General features: G+C 61.7%; 9 protein-coding genes. 6 read left to right on the plus strand and 3 right to left on the minus strand.

The window, feature by feature from the left end:
* Nucleotides 1–108: 108 nt before the first annotated feature.
* The 4 genes from ACOSV0_RS01120 (at nt 109) to ACOSV0_RS01135 (ending at nt 6122) form a co-directional block, all read left to right on the plus strand.
* Nucleotides 109–1620: a sensor domain-containing diguanylate cyclase gene (locus tag ACOSV0_RS01120; RefSeq protein ID WP_434108177.1), complete on the plus strand. Its 1512-nt coding sequence runs from the start codon at nt 109–111 to the stop codon at nt 1618–1620.
* Nucleotides 1621–1725: 105 nt separating this feature from the next.
* A complete protein-coding gene (locus ACOSV0_RS01125) occupies nt 1726–2340 on the plus strand; it encodes a DUF2239 family protein (RefSeq protein ID WP_434108179.1) in 615 nt (204 codons plus the stop codon).
* Between the two features lie 426 nt (nt 2341–2766).
* Nucleotides 2767–4332, plus strand: coding sequence for a methyl-accepting chemotaxis protein (locus ACOSV0_RS01130; RefSeq protein ID WP_434108180.1), 1566 nt, complete (start codon nt 2767–2769; stop codon nt 4330–4332).
* A 482-nt stretch (nt 4333–4814) separates the two neighbouring features.
* On the plus strand, nt 4815–6122 hold the full coding sequence (locus ACOSV0_RS01135) for a solute carrier family 23 protein (RefSeq protein WP_434108181.1): 1308 nt from the start codon (nt 4815–4817) through the stop codon (nt 6120–6122).
* Nucleotides 6123–7514: 1392 nt separating this feature from the next.
* On the opposite strand, the gene ACOSV0_RS01140 is transcribed toward ACOSV0_RS01135, so the two are convergent.
* Nucleotides 7515–9170, minus strand: coding sequence for a Na+/H+ antiporter (locus tag ACOSV0_RS01140; RefSeq protein ID WP_434108182.1), 1656 nt, complete (start codon nt 9168–9170; stop codon nt 7515–7517).
* Between the two features lie 412 nt (nt 9171–9582).
* Here ACOSV0_RS01140 and ACOSV0_RS01145 point away from each other — a divergent pair, with 412 nt between their 5' ends.
* Together ACOSV0_RS01145 and ACOSV0_RS01150 are read left to right on the plus strand one after the other, a co-directional pair.
* Nucleotides 9583–10851, plus strand: coding sequence for a sensor domain-containing phosphodiesterase (locus ACOSV0_RS01145; RefSeq protein WP_434108184.1), 1269 nt, complete (start codon nt 9583–9585; stop codon nt 10849–10851).
* 141 nt (nt 10852–10992) lie between these two features.
* On the plus strand, nt 10993–11694 hold the full coding sequence (locus ACOSV0_RS01150) for a copper homeostasis protein CutC (RefSeq protein WP_434108185.1): 702 nt from the start codon (nt 10993–10995) through the stop codon (nt 11692–11694).
* A gap of 160 nt (nt 11695–11854) precedes the next feature.
* Here ACOSV0_RS01150 and ACOSV0_RS01155 read toward each other — a convergent pair whose 3' ends face one another.
* Entirely contained in the window at nt 11855–15442 is a 3588-nt protein-coding gene (locus tag ACOSV0_RS01155; RefSeq protein ID WP_434108186.1) for an indolepyruvate ferredoxin oxidoreductase family protein, read from the minus strand.
* 231 nt (nt 15443–15673) lie between these two features.
* A complete protein-coding gene (locus ACOSV0_RS01160; RefSeq protein ID WP_434108187.1) occupies nt 15674–16645 on the minus strand; it encodes an ion channel in 972 nt (323 codons plus the stop codon).
* Between the last annotated feature and the right edge of the window lie 65 nt (nt 16646–16710).

A 16710-nucleotide genomic window follows, 5' to 3' on the forward strand; every position in this document is an offset into this window, starting at 1 on the left:
TTTGACGCGCGTCGGCGTCTGGTAGGCTACCAGTTCATGGGACGCGCCTTCCGGACGCGGCCACCTTCTTCAAGCGCGTGGGTCAGCGCATGTTCGAATGAAAAGTTCATGGTGACGCGCCGACCGAACATCGTGATTGCCATCAGCATTGTGGTGGCCAGTGCGATCCTCGCGATTGCGGTGTGGGTATTGGCGCAGATGCGTGATGACGCACTGCGGCGTGCGCAGGACTCCGTCTTCAACGTCTCGCTGCTGGTCGAGCGCGATGTGTCGCGCAACCTCGAGATCTACGACCTGTCGCTACGGGCGGTAATCGACGGCCTGAAACAGCCCGGCGTGCTGGATTTGCCGCCGGCGATCCGTCAGATGGTGCTGTTCGACGGTTCCGCCAGCGCAAAAGACCTGGGCTCGCTTCTCGTCGTCGACACAACGGGCAATGTCGTTTTCGATTCGCAATCAACGCCTCCGCGGCCCGTCAATCTCGCCGATCGGGATTACTTCAAGGTTCAGCGCGACTCTCCCAATGTCGGCCTGTATGTCAGCCATCCGTTCACGCCCAAGATGACCAGCAAGGAAGTGAGCATTGCGTTGAGCCGCCGTATCTCGCGGCCGGACGGCAGCTTCGGCGGCGTGGTGGTCGGCACGATGCGACTCACTTACTTCAGGCATCTGTTCGCCGGTATGAATCTCGGCGCGGGTGGTTCGATGGCGCTGATGCTGAGCGACGGCACGATGCTGATGCGGCGTCCCTACGATGCGAACATCATCGGTCGCAATCTGACCGGCACTGCGAACTATTCGCGCTTTACCGAGCAGCCGAGCGGGGACTTCTTCGGCACGGCGGCGATCGATGGCGTCGAGCGCTGGTACGCGTTCCGTCATATCGATATGTATCCGCTGATTCTCGATGTTGCGCTCTCGACGAACGATATCTACGTGGAATGGCGGCGTCGCGCGTGGATCATCGGTTCGCTGATCGCGGCGCTCGACCTGGCGATCATAGCGCTCGCCATCCTCTTCTCGCAGCAACTGCGGCAGCGCCGCGCGGCCGAAGAAGAGCTACGCGTGCTGGCGTGCACCGACGGGCTAACCGGCCTGAACAATCGCCGCACTTTCGAGGAACACGCGGAGGAGGAGTGGCGCCGCGCGCAACGCAACGGGTGGCCGTTGTCGATGCTGCTGATCGACGTCGACACGTTCAAGGGCTTCAACGATCTCTACGGCCATTCGGCCGGCGACGACGCGCTCATCGCCGTGGCGCGCTGCATCGGGCAGAGCGTGCGGCGCCCGGGCGATACCGCGGCGCGCTACGGCGGCGAAGAATTCGCCGTGCTGCTGCCGGATACTGACCAGGCCGGGGCGGTGAACATCGCCGAGAGAATTCGCGCCGAGGTTCAGGCGCTCGAGCTTCGCCATGTCGCGAGCTCGCACCATGTGCTGACCGTCAGCATCGGCATTGCGTGCACTACAAGCCAGGCATTCGCGACAAGCCGGGCGCTTGTCAACGCCGCGGACGAGGCGCTTTACGAGGCCAAGGATGCTGGCCGCAACCGCGTGCTGTGTTATCCGGCGGCGGCGCGGGCGCATCGGCAGACCGTCGTGGTGTCGCCGCCGCGGTGAGGAGCGCGAACGAGCTGGGTTTTCTGGTTAATTTAACCCGGGTAATATGTTGCATCTATTTTATACCCGGATATAATTCGACAAATTCATCTTTCGGAGTTTGTCATGGCCACCCATCCTGCTACCTGCACCGCCTTCGAGGGGTACCGCCGTATCGCCTCGGGCGCCTTGTCCGAGGTGGCGCTCGCTGTACGCGAGGTGCTGGCGCGTGGAGAACAGGCGCCTGTGCTGATTTTCGACGACATCACCAGCCGTCCGGTCGAGTTTGATTTGCGCGGCTCGCCCGAAGAGATTCTGGCGCGGCTGGCAAGCCAGGCACCGAGTGAGCAACCTGAACCAACCGCAGGCGCTGAAGAGGACGATGCGCCGCGTGGCCGCGGCCGTCCCAAGCTCGGTGTGGTGGCAAGAGAGGTCACGCTGCTGCCGCGTCATTGGGATTGGCTCAACGGACAATCGGGCGGCGCTTCGGTTGCGCTGCGCAAACTGGTCGAAGCGGCGCGACTGGCGGGCGAGGACAAGGGCCGCAAACGCGCAGCACAAGAAGCCGTGTATCGCTTCATGACCGCACTCGCCGGCAATCTGCCCGGCTATGAAGATGCAACGCGCGCGCTCTATGCCGACGATCGGGCGCGGTTTGGCAAGATCGTCGCGGCATGGCCAGAAGACGTGCGTCATTACACGCTGCGTCTTGCCGATGGTGCGTTCGTCACGCATGCGTAATTCGCCTGCGTACTGGCGAGTGCCTGGGTCAACGAAACGTATGGACGAAAAAAAGCCGCTCACGCCGGGGAGCGTGAGCGGAAAGTCGGAGAGTTACAACAACATTGCGTGCGCTTACTCATGGAGATGAACGCAGCAAACAAAGTTTAAGAGTTGGACTCGTCCCCATATATCAGACAAATCCCAATCACCGCGCTGACGCGCAAAGCACGTTGACGGAACGATCCGGCGCCGTGTACCAGGCATTGCTTACATCATCCTGTCCCGGTTATGTCCACCATTTATTGCTTCAGGCCGCTGTTATCGCAGCCGTAAGAGAGGTGGCAGCGTCGCCACGTATCCGAAAAAAAGCGAAATATTTCGCCATGCATTTCGCCATGCCGCAGCGACGCGAGCGTTCCCCCAGGACTTGTGAAGGATGGTGAGATGAAGTGGTTCGACCGCATGACCGTATTCAGGAAGCTGCTGTTGGCGTTTGCCGTTGTGATCGGGTTTTGCGTCGTGATCGGCGGGACTTCGCTGAAGACGTTGTCGTCGATGCACGCCATTACCGACGCCATCTGCAACCGACACATGAACGGCCTCTACTGGATGGAAGAGGCGAACCGCCACAAGATCGATTCCGATCTTGCTGCCGCGAATCTCGGCTACGCAGCCGACGACGCCGGCCGTCAGAAGTTGAAGGACAGCATCGTCGCCTCGCTCAAGGAGATGCACGGCGCCTACGACCAGTATCGCGCGACCATCGCTACAGCCAAGGGTCAGGAGATGTTCGACGAAGTGCTGCGCAAGTCGGCCGTGTGGGAGGGCATCGTGCATCAGCAGATCGGCCTCGAGCCGATTCCCGCCGGCGTCGACAACAACGAACTCGTGCGCCGCGCGATCGCGTCGAGTGAGGCGCTGCGCGATCGCATCACGGCGCTGATCGACTATCGCCGTCAGCAAGCCAACGAGGCCCAGCAGGAGGCGAGCGCCCAGTATCAGCACATGCGCGTCGTGATGCTTGCGTTGGTGCTGGGCGCGATCGCGGCGGGCACGCTGCTCGCAACCGTGATTGCGCGACGCCTCGCGCGCCAGCTTGGCGGCGAGCCGGATTACGCGATGCATATCGCCAACCGCATCGCCGATGGCGACCTGAGCGTGCGTGTCGACACCCGTGCCGACGATACCGGCAGCATGCTGTTCGCGCTGCACAACATGCGTGAGCGGCTGGCGAGCATCGTGTCGGGTATCAGCGAGTCGAGCGAATCGATCCTGATGGCCTCGGGCGAGATCGCGCAAGGCAATACCGATCTGTCGCAACGCACCGAAGAGCAGGCTGCCGCGTTGCAGGAAACCGCGTCGAGCATGCAGGAATTGACATCGACGGTGAAGCTGAATGCCGAGAATGCGCAGCAGGCGGGCGGCGTCGCGCATGGCGCTTCGGAAGTGGCGGCGCGCGGCAGCAGTCTGGTCGGCGACGTGGTCGAAACGATGCGTGAGTTGGCGGCCGGTTCGAAGCGCATGACCGACATCATCGCGGTAATCGAAGGGATCGCCTTTCAGACCAACATTCTCGCGCTGAACGCAGCGGTGGAAGCGGCGCGGGCGGGCGAGCAGGGGCGTGGCTTTGCGGTGGTGGCGGGGGAAGTGCGTTCGCTCGCGCAGCGCAGCGCGGTGTCGGCCAGGGAGATCAAGGAGCTGATCGAGAGCTCGACGGCGCGCGTGGGCAGCGGCGCCGAATTGGCCGAGCGGGCCGGTCAGACGATGGCGGAAGTCACGCATGCAGTGAAGCGCATGACCGACATCATGGGCGAGATTTCGTCGGCGTCGCAGGAGCAAAGCACTGGCATCGAGGAAGTAAACCGCGCGGTCGCGCAGATGGACGACGTGACCCAGCAGAACGCGGCGCTGGTCGAACAGGCGGCCGCTGCGGCGTCGTCGATGGCGGACCAGGCGAGGCAGTTGCAGGCGGCAGTCACCGTGTTTTCGCTGGAGGCGCGGCAGGGCTGACGGAGCGGGCGATGATGAGGCATCGTTTGGGCGTGACTGCTTGTGTTGGTGATGCGTCGGGGCGGTGCTGCTTGTGCGGATGATTGTCGAAGGCGTGACTGCTTGTGTTGGTGGTGAATCAGGGTAGTGCTGCTCGTGCTGATGATCGTCGAGGGCCTGACTGCTTGTGTTGGTGGTGAACCAGGGCGGTGCTGCTCGCGCGGATGATCGTCGAGCGCGTGACCGCTTGCGTTGATGGTGAATCACAGGGACGTGCCGCTTACGTGGATGGTCGTCGGAGGCATCGCGGCTTGCGCCATTGATAGATGGCTTTGTCTGGCGATCTCCGTGCTATTCGACGGCGAGGCGTGCGTAGCGCTCTTTGCGCGGCTTTTGCCACCCTTGCCAGGCCTGATGGCTCTCCGTACACTCGCGCGTAATTCCCCGACGGCGCAGTTTCGCTGCGTCGCCCACTAAAACGCCGACAGAGGAGAACCCCCGCCATGGCCGATTCCTATTTCCCACGCTGGCGCGCTCAGCCTGACGCTGCCGAGGGCCGCATTGTCGGCACCGACGAGCGCCTCGCGTGGCCGCAGATGTTTGCAATGGGCATTCAGCACGTCGTCGCGATGTTCGGTTCGACCGTGCTTGCGCCGTTGCTGATGGGCTTCGATCCGAACCTGTGCATCTTCATGTCGGGGATCGGCACGCTGTTGTTCTTCGTGCTGGTGGGCGGGCGTGTACCGAGCTATCTCGGCTCGAGCTTCGCGTTCATCGGTCTGGTGATCGCGGTCACGGGCTATGGCGGCCACGGTCCGAACATGAACATTCCGGTGGCGTTGGGCGGGATCATCGCGTGCGGGGTGGCGTACGCGATCATTGGCCTGATCGTGTCGGCGGTCGGCACCAAATGGATTGAAACGCTGATGCCGCCGGTCGTGACCGGGGCGATTGTCTGCGTGATCGGGTTGAATCTTGCACCGATAGCGGTGCATGGCGTGAGCGGCAGCAACTTCGATTCGTGGATGGCGCTGGTGACGGTGCTGTGCGTCGGCGCGGTCGCGGTGTTTGCGCGCGGCATGCTGCAGCGTTTGCTGATTCTGGTCGGTTTGCTGATGGCGTACGTGATTTACGCGATCGTCACGAATGGTCTTGGCATGGGTAAGCCGATCGACTTTGCGATTGTGGCGAACGCCGCGTGGTTTGGTATGCCGCATTTCACGGCGCCGGTTTTCAACATGCAGGCGATGACCTTGCTCGCACCGATCGCGGTGATTCTGGTTGCTGAGAATCTTGGACATATCAAGGCGGTCAGCGCGATGACCGGTCAGAACCTGGACCGCTATGTCGGCCGCGCATTTCTCGGCGATGGACTCGCGACGATTGTGTCCGGCTTTGCCGGTGGTACGGGGGTGACGACTTATGCCGAGAACATTGGCGTGATGGCCGTGACCAAGATTTATTCGACGCTGGTGTTTGTGATCGCAGCGGTAATTGCTCTCGTGCTTGGTTTTTCGCCGAAGTTTGGGGCGGTGATTCAGACCATTCCGGGGCCGGTATTGGGCGGAGTATCGATTGTCGTGTTCGGGTTGATCGCCGTGACCGGCGCGCGCATCTGGGTTGTGAATAAGGTCGATTTCTCCGACAACCGGAATCTGATTGTGGCAGCGGTGACGCTCGTGCTGGGCGCTGGGGATTTTTCGTTGAAGCTCGGTGGATTTGGGCTTGGCGGGATTGGGACTGCTACCTTTGGGGCGATCATTCTGTACGCTCTCCTGAGGAGGAAGCCGGCGCAGGGGCCGGTGGCTTAAGGGAGTGGTTTTTTTTGCCTGTGCGGCGCTTTGTTGGCTGGTTTGATTGCCTACGGCGTTGGGGTTTGCGTGGTTTGGTTGTCTGCGCGACGCTTTTTTTCTGGTTGCCTGTGGCGGTGGGTTTGGCTTGATCTGGTTGCCTGCGCGGCGCTTATTGTCTGTGCGCCTGCGGCGTTGGTCTTTCCTTGATCTGGATTCTTTGGTCTTTGGTCTTTGGCCTTTCCTTGAATTGATATTGGTTTATTAGCGTCGCCCCTGTGCGGGGCAGGCACCTACTTTTCTTTGCCTGCTGCAAAGAAAAGTAGGCAAAAGAAAGCAGCTCACACCGCTAACTCTTAAGCGGGTCCCCCGCACAGCCAAGGTAGTGGTGCATCTGGAATCTGTGTTCTCGCACACTCCGCGCTCGTGACAAGGCAGTCATGCTTCCCGCCTCGCACTACGTGCTCTCCGGAAGGGTCTGCCAGAGGAACTTGGGGCTTCGTTTGGGCGTGGTGGGGCCATTGGCTTTGCCTCGGCGAAATGCCGACGGCCTCAGTGTTTCAGAATCGCCGCCGATGCAAAATGTAGCCCACTACATATGAAGCGTCGCTGGACGCAACAAACGGCAAGTTGCCCTTTGAAGTACCGGGACCATCAAGCACGACGGGAAGCTTCGCGAATGACCGCGAGCACGGAGTACGGTGCGGCCTTGTAATGTACTGCTGAGCGAAAAAGGCGGCAGGGCAATGAAGCTCCGTCAAGGCGAAGCCGATGGTTGCCACCGCACCCAAACGAGTCCCCACCGCAACTAAACGAAGAGCCTGGTTTCCCAGACAGACCCGTTCGTGGCGAGGCAACGCCGATGGCCCCACCACGCCCAAACGGAGCCCCTGGCTCCTGATGAACCCTTCCGGCGAGCACGTGGTGCGAGGCGGGAAGTATGACTGCTGTGTCACTGAGGCCGAATGTGCGAGGGCACGGATTCCAGATGCACCACTGCCGTGACTGTGCGGGGGACCCGCTTAAGAGTTAGCGGTGTGAGCTGCTTTCTTTTGCCTACTTTTCTTTGCAGCAGGCAAAGAAAAGTAGGTGCCTGCCCCGCACAGGGGCGACACTAATAAACCAATAAGAAAACAAGGAAAGGCCAACGCCGTAGGCGCACAACAATAAGCGTCGCACAGGCAACCAGATCAAGCCAAACCCACCGCCACAGGCAACCAGACAAAAAAGCGTCGCGCAGACAACCAAACCACGCAAACCCCAACGCCGTAGGCACTCAAACCAGCCAACAAAGCGCCGCGCAGGCAAACAACCAAAACAACCAACCCCCGCCAAAGGCAAAACCAACCCCAACCCCCGCCAAAGGCAAAACCAACCCCAACCCCCGCCAAAGGCAAAACCAAACCTAAACCTTCACTTCCTCCGCACAGTAAGCGCCGTCTCCGACAAATCCACCTCCCGCATGAGCTTATTCAAAGTCTCATCATTGATCTCCTGACTATTGCGCAGCGCGAGCAGCGCCTTCCGCTCAGCCCTCATCGCCGCCAATTTCATCCGGAATTCCAGCGCATCGGCACGACGCGCCAACTCCCGCGGCTCCTGTTCGTCTCCAAGCGTGGCAAGCCTGCGCCGATAAACATCCATCACCCTCGCGGTGACATCCGCCGCATATGCCGATGCGGACTCATCCAGATCCGCGCAGTCGGTATCGTGCACTTCGTCAACCGCGCGAATCGCGGCTTGCGCCGCCATCGTGCGCGCCATCGCTTCTTCCGCGGCATGCGGATCCTTGCCTCGCCGCCAGCCGCGCAACAGCAGCGGCAACGCCACCACTGCCACCAGCAGCGATAAAAGAATCACCCCGGAGGCAATGAAAATCGCCAGATCACGTCCTGGCAAAGGCGTACCGTTCGGCAACACCTCGGGCAGCGACAACACGCCCGCCAGCGTCACCGCGCCACGCACGCCGGCCACCGTCGTCACCGTGACCGTGCGCAACCCCGGCACGGCGTTCGCCACGCCGTGCTTCGCCGCGCCGCGGCTCGCGAACCAGCGCAGCAGCCAGACCCACACGAAGCGCATCGCGTACAGCGCCGCCGCCACGGCGGCGATGTAGCCGATCAGCAGCCACACCTGCGCGTCGCTGGTTTCGTGTGCGTCGAGCAGCGCCCGGCCAAGAATATGCGGAAACTGCAATCCCAGAAGAATGAACACCATGCCGTTGAAGACGAACTCGATCATCGTCCATGTGCTGTTCGCGCGCACTCGCGACGAAACCGGCCCGATATTCACAATGCTCGCGTAATTCATCATCATGCCGGCTGAGACTGCCGCCAGAATGCCCGACAACTCGAAGCGCTCGGCGATCAGATAGGCGGCGAACGGAATCAGCAAGGTCATCACCACGCCGGGTGCCGGATCGCCTTCTTCGTTAAGACTCAGAAAGCGCGCCGACACGAAACTGAACACCCAGCTCACCGCCGCGCCCGTCGCAAGACCGCCCACCGCGATGATCACGAAGCTGATCGACGCATCGCGCAGCGAGAACACACCCGTCAGCGCCGCGGCAATCGCGAACTTCAACGCGACAAGGCCCGACGCGTCGTTCATCAACGCCTCGCCTTCGAGGATGTGCATCAGCCGTCCAGGAATCTTGCCCTTGCCCGCGATGCCGGACAACGCCACCGCATCCGTCGGCGACAGCACCGCTGCCAGCGCGAATGCAACCGGCAGCGAAATCGACGGCACCAGGGCATGCACGAAGTAGCCGACCGCCAGCACCGTCATGAAAACCAGGCCGAGCGCAAGCATCAGAACGGAGCGGCGCGCCATGAACAATTCGCGCTTCGGGATGCGCCATCCATCCGCGAACAGCAGCGGCGGAATAAACAGCATCATGAAAATTTCCGGGTCGAAGCTGACGTGCAATCCGAGCCTGGGCCATGCGAGCAATGCGCCGACCGCGATCTGGACGAGTGGCAACGGCAACGCGATCGGCAACATCCGGATCACGACGCCGGAAGCGGCGACAGCGAGCAGAAGAATCAGTACGGTAAAGACAATTTCCATCGGTCTATTTCTGGAGATATAACGGCGTTTCCTCTGCGATAGCCGGCGATGTCGCCCTCTATCAGTCACGAAGCGTGCATGAGGCATAAGACATAAGGCCGAAGTTTAGCCCGGCGACGCATCACCTCATCGTCAACCCGGCAAGACTCCAGCGATTACACGGCAAGATTCCGCGAGCGCTGCGGGCAAACGTCCAGGTAAGGCTTTGCACCTAAACGGTGCGCATCACGCCCGCAGGCGGCGCATGTTCTCTTTCGCCGGTGCAATCTTTCATGCAAATTTCAATCGAATGTGCGCCAGCGTGCGCATGGAGCTTGCTTAAGGAATATCGATGACGCACATTTTGAGAAACGGTGCCGAGGTTGTTCGCTTCCGCGTTCGGACCGGCCCGGCTCTCGCGTGAGAGGATTGCATGACGATTGCGCAACAGGAAAGAACGGCCAGCGTGCCGCATGGCTTCGATGTCGAGGTGACGTCGGGGCTCGAACGTTTTTCGGTGCAGCATGGCGAGCTGACGCTGACCAGCGTATTTCAACCGATTTTCAGCCTGTCGCATATGCGGGCGGTCGGCTACGAGGGGCTGCTGCGCGCGCACGATGCGCTCGACAGGCCCGTGTCGCCGCTCGACGTATTCGGCGAGGCGGCGCGTCTGGGCGACGTGTTGCAAGTCGACCGGCTCGCCCAGACCCTGCATCTGGAGAACTTCAAGGTGCTCGGCGCCGAGCGCGAATGGCTGTTCCTGAACGTCCATCCTGGCGCGCTGACCGATCCGTATCACGCCGCCGCCTTGCTGGCCACGCTGAAGCGCCTCGATCTGCCGCCGCGGCGCATCGTGCTGGAGGTGCTCGAGCAACGCGCGGAAGATCTCGAACGTCTCGCCGACGCGGTGCGCCAGTTCCGTGAGCGCGGTTTCCTGATTGCACTCGATGACTTCGGTGCGGGCCACTCGAATGTCGAACGGATCTGGCAACTGAATCCCGACATCGTGAAGCTTGACCGCATCATGCTGTCGCACGCCGCGCATCGTGCGGATATGGCGACGATCCTGCCGGGGCTGGTGGCGCTGCTGCACGAAGCGGGCAAGCTGGTGCTGATCGAAGGTGTCGAGACGGAGTATGAAGCGCAGATGGCGCTCGCCTGCGACGCGGACTTCGTGCAAGGTTTTTTCTTCGGCCGACCGAATCCCGGCGCGGCCGACGCGGCGCACGCCGTGACTTGCATCAGCGAAGTGACCGACCGTTATCGCGAACAGGCCGAAGCGCGCGAGCGCCGCAATGCGAGCCGTCTCACACCGTACCTGCGGGCGTTCGAGCGAGCCGCGGAACGGCTCGCTGCCGGCGAACCGCTTGAGGAAGTCTGCTGGAATTTCCTCGCGCTCGACCATGCCGCACGCTGTTTCCTGCTCGATGCGAAGGGCAAGCAGGCGGGTCGTAATGTCGTGTTGCGCGCCGATCGCGCGGCGCATGAAACGCGCTTTCTGCCACTTGCCGATGCGCAAGGGGCGAACTGGCTGCGTCGTCCGTATTTCCGCGCTGCAATCAATGCGCCGGAACGTGTGCATGTGACGCGTCCGTATCTGTCGATTAACGAGGCGTTGCCGTGCGTGACGCTCTCGGTGGCGACGCGTGTCGGCGAGCAGACGTGCGTGCTGTGCGGCGATATCGACTGGGTCGAGGAATAGTGGATTCGATGGTCTGATCGGGGCGGGCCGACGGTTTAGGTGGTTCGATTGGAAGGGGGAGCGACGGTTCTGACGGTGCGGATTGGGAGAGCGACGGCGGTTCTGAGATCATGTCGTTTTTAACGACACACAGCCGCGCTCATGTCAGTCCTACTTGAAGTCATCGCCACGACCGTTGCCGACGCCCGGCTTGCCGTTGAGGCCGGTGCGAACCGTCTCGAACTCGTTACCGCGATGGGCGAGGGCGGGTTGACGCCGAGCCTTGGCCTGATCGAAGCGGTGGTTGCCGCGAGCGCCGTACCCGTCAACGTCATCGTCCGGCCGCATAGCCGCTCCTTCGTGTACGACGCCGACGACTATGCCGTGATGCTGCGCGACGTGCGTGCAGTCAAAGCGGCTGGCGCGAACGGCGTGGTGATTGGCATGCTGACGGCGGACGGTGAGATCGATCGCGAAGGCCTCGCGCGCGCAATCGATGCGGCCGATGGTCTGGCGATCACCTTCCATCGTGCGTTCGACGAAACGCGTGATCTGCACGAGGCGCTCGACGTGCTGCTCGGTTTCAATGCCGTGACGAATGTGCTGACCTCGGGCGGTAAGCCGTCGGTGTTGCAGGCAGAGTCGATCGTGCGTGACCTGGTACGGCAAGCGTCCGGCTCACATTGCACGGTGCTGGCCGGCGCGGGGTTGACGATTGATGCGGTGGCCGGCTTCGTGAGCGCGACGCACGTTAAAGCGGTTCACTTCGGTTCGGGTGTGCGCGTTGGCGGCAGCGGACTCGCACCCGTCGATGCGGCGAAAGTCGCGCAGGTGCGAGCGCTGCTGGACGCAAAGCATAGTTAATTCGTCAGGAAGATAATCAGCGCGATTGGGCGCAGTGCGTAGCAAACCGATCCGGCGGAAAATCAACACTCCCAGACGCAACGCATAACAAATCCATCAGGCGAAAAAATGCCGCTTCAAGGTTCAACCCGAAGCGGCATTTTTTTCACGGGCGAAGGAATTACTTCGCAACCACAACCGGAATCCCGCGCAACTGCCCGGCGCCCTTAACCTCGTCCAACGACTTCTTCACCGAAGCGCTCGTCGCCGCTTCGATCTGCAAGCGTGCAGCGAGATCGCGCTCGCCGCGCTTCACGCCAGCCAGATTTGCCAGCTTCACGTGACCATAACCGCGCACACGCGCATGCAGATCGGCGAGCTTCGCAATGTCTTCCAGATTGCTCGCGTCGAGCTTCGAAAACGCGCGTTGTAGCGTGGTTTCGTAATCGTCGGCGAGTTCGCGTTCCATTTTGCGTTCGAGCGTACGGCCGAACGGATCGAACAGCGTGCCGCGCAGACTGCTGAATTTCGCCATCACGCCGAGCACCGGCCACATCCATTGACCGAAAGTCTTTTTGGTTGGATTCACGCCTGGCTGCGGACGTGTGAGCGTCGGCGGCGCGAGGTTGAATTTGATGCCGAAGTCCTTGCCGGCGACGCCTTCGAATTGCGCCTCCAGTGCTTCACGGAACGCGCTGTCCGTATGCAGGCGCGCCACTTCATATTCGTCCTTCACCGCGAGCAGCCGATAGAACGTCGTCGCCACTGCACGTGTGATGCGTTCGCTTTTTGCATCGACCGCGGTTTCGGCACGGCGCGCCGCCTCGACCAGCGCGCGATAGCGCTTAACGTAACCTGCGCCACCGTACGTCTGGAGACGGCCCTCGCGATGGGCGATCAGTTCGTCGAGCGTATCGACGCGCACCACCTGTTTCGCCAGATGCCGTGCTTGCCACAGCGATTCCAGCGCGGCGGGGTCTTCCGCAGCAACACGCCCAATCGAAAACGCCAGTTGATTCATCTGCACGGCGACGTTGTTCAATTCGATCGCGCGCATCATCGCCGCGAACGACACCGGCACGAGGCCGAGTTGCCAGGCATAACCGAGCATCAGAATGTTCGCGCCGATGGTATCGCCGAGAAAGCGCGTGGCGAGCGCCTGGGCGTCGCACGTCGACATGCGATCGTCGCCTGCGGCGTGGCGCATCTTGTCGATCAACGCGTCGGCATGCAGTGTCGCATCCGGGTTCTGCACGAAGGTCGCATTCGGAATCGCGTGCGTGTTGACGACGATGCGCGTGCGGCCATGACGTACCGTTTGCAACGCATCGGCGCTCGCGCCCACCACCATGTCGCAGGCGAGCAGCACGTCGGCCTGTTGCGTGTCGATACGCACCTGATTGAGCCACTCGTCGCGCGCGGCGAAGCGCACGAACGACAACACCGAGCCGCCCTTTTGCGCGAAGCCCATGAAGTCGAGCACCGACGCGCTTTTGCCTTCCAGATGCGCGGCCATGCTGATCAATGCGCCGACCGTCACGACGCCCGTGCCGCCGACACCGGTTACGAGAATATCGTACGGCGCGGCATCGAGATGCGTCGCGGGAATCGGCAAGGCTTCGACGCGTGCGGCGAGTGCTACAGGATCGAACGCGGCGCCCGCGGCTTTCTTCAGCTTGCCGCCTTCCACCGTCACGAAGCTCGGGCAGAAGCCGTTCACGCAGGAATAGTCTTTATTGCACGACGATTGATCGATGCGGCGCTTGCGCCCCAACGCGGTCTCAACCGGCTCCACTGACAGACAGTTCGATTGCACGCCGCAATCGCCGCAGCCTTCGCAAACTTCTTCGTTGATGAAGAGACGCTTGTCAGGATCGGGAAACTCGCCTTTCTTCCTGCGACGCCGTTTTTCAGCGGCACAGGTCTGATCGTAGATCAGCACGGTCACGCCGTCGGTATCGCGCAATTCACGCTGCACGGTGTCCATTTCGCTGCGATGGTGGAACGTCGTGCCCTTTGGAAAGAGATCGTGGTGACCGTCGTATTTCTCCGGTTCGTCACTGACCACGACAAAGCGCGACACGCCTTCGGCTTCCACCTGACGCGCGATCTGCGGCACGGAGATGCTGCCGTCGACCGGTTGGCCGCCGGTCATCGCCACCGCATCGTTATAGAGGATCTTGTACGTGATGGTGGCTTTCGCGGCCACCGCCTGGCGGATCGCGAGAATGCCCGAGTGAAAGTAGGTGCCGTCGCCGAGATTCTGGAAGACGTGGCGCGTTTTTGTGAACATCGAATGCGATGCCCAGTCGACGCCTTCACCGCCCATCTGAATCAGCCCGGTGGTGTCGCGCTCCATCCACGACGCCATGAAATGACAGCCGATCCCCGCATGCGCGATCGAACCTTCAGGCACTTTGGTCGAGGTGTTGTGCGGACAGCCTGAGCAGAAATACGGCGTACGCTTCACGCTATCCGCGGCATTCGAGAGAATTTGCGGCGCCACCAGATCGACCACGCGCTCGCGGCGATCCAGCGCCGGCTTGTGCTTCGCGAGCCAGTTGGCGAACACCGGCAGAATGCGCGACGGCCGCAATTCACCGAGCGACGACAGCAGCATCGTGCCGTCCTCAGCATTCTTGCCGACCACGATCGGTCGCGTGCCTTGCGTGCGGTTGTACAGATAATCTTTGATCTGCTGCTCGATGACCGGGCCTTTCTCCTCGATCACCAGCACTTCGGACAAACCGGACACGAACGCGTCGATGCGCGTCATTTCGAGCGGGAACGACAAGCCGACCTTGTAGATGCGCACGCCGGCCGCTTCCAGATCGGCGACCGTCAGATCGAGCCGGCGCAGCGTTTCCATCAGGTCCAGATGCGCCTTGCCGCACGTGACGATACCCACGTTCGCATGCGGACTCGGTGCAATCCATTTGTCGATGCTATTGGTGCGCGCGAAATGACGAACCGCGTCGAGCTTCGCGTGCATCCGCGCTTCGATCGTAAGACTCGGCAGGTCGGGCCAACGGTTATGCAAGCCGCCAGCCGGAACTTCGAAATCCTGTGGAATCGTCCATTCGGTTTGCAGCGCATCGAGGTCGACGGTCGAGCCCGATTCGACCGTTTCCGAAATCGCTTTATAGCCGACCCACGCGCCCGAGAAACGCGACAGCGCCCAGCCGTACAAACCGAACTCGAGCATGTCGGCAATGTTCGACGGATTCACCACCGGCATATGCCACGCCATCAACGCGAAGTCGCTCTGATGCGGCATCGACGACGACACGCAACCATGATCGTCGCCCGCCACCACCAGCACGCCACCGTGCGGCGACGAACCGTACGCGTTGCCGTGCTTCAGCGCATCGCCCGCGCGATCCACGCCCGGGCCTTTGCCGTACCACATCGCGAATACGCCTTCGACGGTGCGCTCCGGGTCCGATTCCACCCGCTGCGTACCGAGCACGGCGGTGCCGCCGAGTTCTTCGTTGATCGCCGGCAAAAAGCGAATATCGCTCGCCGTGAGCAGTTTCTTCGCTTTCCACAACTGCTGATCGACCATGCCGAGCGGCGAGCCGCGATAGCCGCTGATGAAGCCGGCCGTGTTCATGCCGTGCGCCTTATCCCGTGCGCGCTGCATCAGCACGAGGCGCACCAGCGCCTGGGTGCCGGTCAGGAAGATTCGCCCGCGCGTGGCGGTGAGATTATCGGACAGCTTGTAATCGGCGAGAGCGGGCGTGCCGTCGAGGGGCAGGCGAGCGGTCATGGGTGAGTCTCCGGTGTTTTGTATCCGCGCGCCGTGGATGGGGACCACCTAAAGTGACGCAGCGAAAGAGACTCTATTTTTTAGCGCCGATTGGAGTGAATTTTTTCTACTTGATCAGGCGTTCGACGAAACCGCGCGACGCGGCACGCGTTTTAATGAAGTTTTGAGATGGATTTGCCACGCGGTTGACGGGTTCGGGTATGCCCTGGTGTCCCGCTACGCCTCCGCGGCTTACGGCGCAGGCGCTTTCGCCATGGACGCGGCGACCGGTGTTGCGTCGAGCGGCACGACCTCGTCGAAATGCGAGTAATCGATGTGACTCACGCCGTTTTCCTCGCGCATGACGTCGACGAAGCGGTGTTGCCAGCGGATCTGCTCGCAACGCCACATATGGCGCGCCTGCATGGTTTGCGAGGTCGATTCGTCGACTCCTTCGAGCGTGAGCCACAGCGACGCATCACGGCCCATGAGCGTTTCGGCGGTCTCGCCAAATAGCGGACTGCTTTCGTCGATGACGTGCATCATGACCCAGCCCAGTTTGAACACGGGATGCTGGTCGCGCACCAGCGTCAAGTCGTAGAGTTTGCGCAGCGTATAACCTTCGGCGGAGGTTTCCAGTCGCATGAGGCGAAGTTTCGCCCGCGCTTCGGCGATCACGTTTTGACGTGCGTTGGCGGCGCGCACCATCAGCGTCATGCGGCCCTCGAGCGGCCAGACGACCGCGTAGCGGGCGAACATGATCTTGGCGTGCGGGCGTGAAAAGCGCGCGAAGATCAGCCCCGTCGCCAACGCGATACTGGACATGCCGACAAAGATCTCCAGCGTCGCGATCCAGTGGGCGTAGACCGTTTGCGGATGCATGTCGCCGTAGCCGACCGTCGCGAGCGTTTCGACGCTGAAGAAAAACGCGCCGCCGAAACCCGACGGAAACTGATTGGCGATCGGTGCCCGGCCGAGCATGTAGAGCGTCGCAAACACGGTGTTGAGCAGCAGGAACAAAACGGCGAGCGAGACAAAGAACGTCGGCCAGCGGACGACCAGTGCACGGTGATAGAGATCCTGCCAGAGCGGCGTCGGCATGCCGTGCGCGATGACGACGCGATCGTCCAGCCGCAATTCCCGGCTGCCGCGCGCGCGACGCTTCTGCTCGCGCGCTTCGTCGTCGGCGATGCCGGAAAAGCGGTCTGATGGTTCAGTAGCCATCGCGTGCTCGTGGAGATGAAAACGCGCAAAGCGTAGCACGCCGGCTAGCGCACGGATGGTGATTT

It is taken from the genome of Paraburkholderia caffeinilytica (assembly GCF_051027425.1).
GTDB classification, from domain to species: Bacteria; Pseudomonadota; Gammaproteobacteria; order Burkholderiales; family Burkholderiaceae; genus Paraburkholderia; species Paraburkholderia caffeinilytica_A.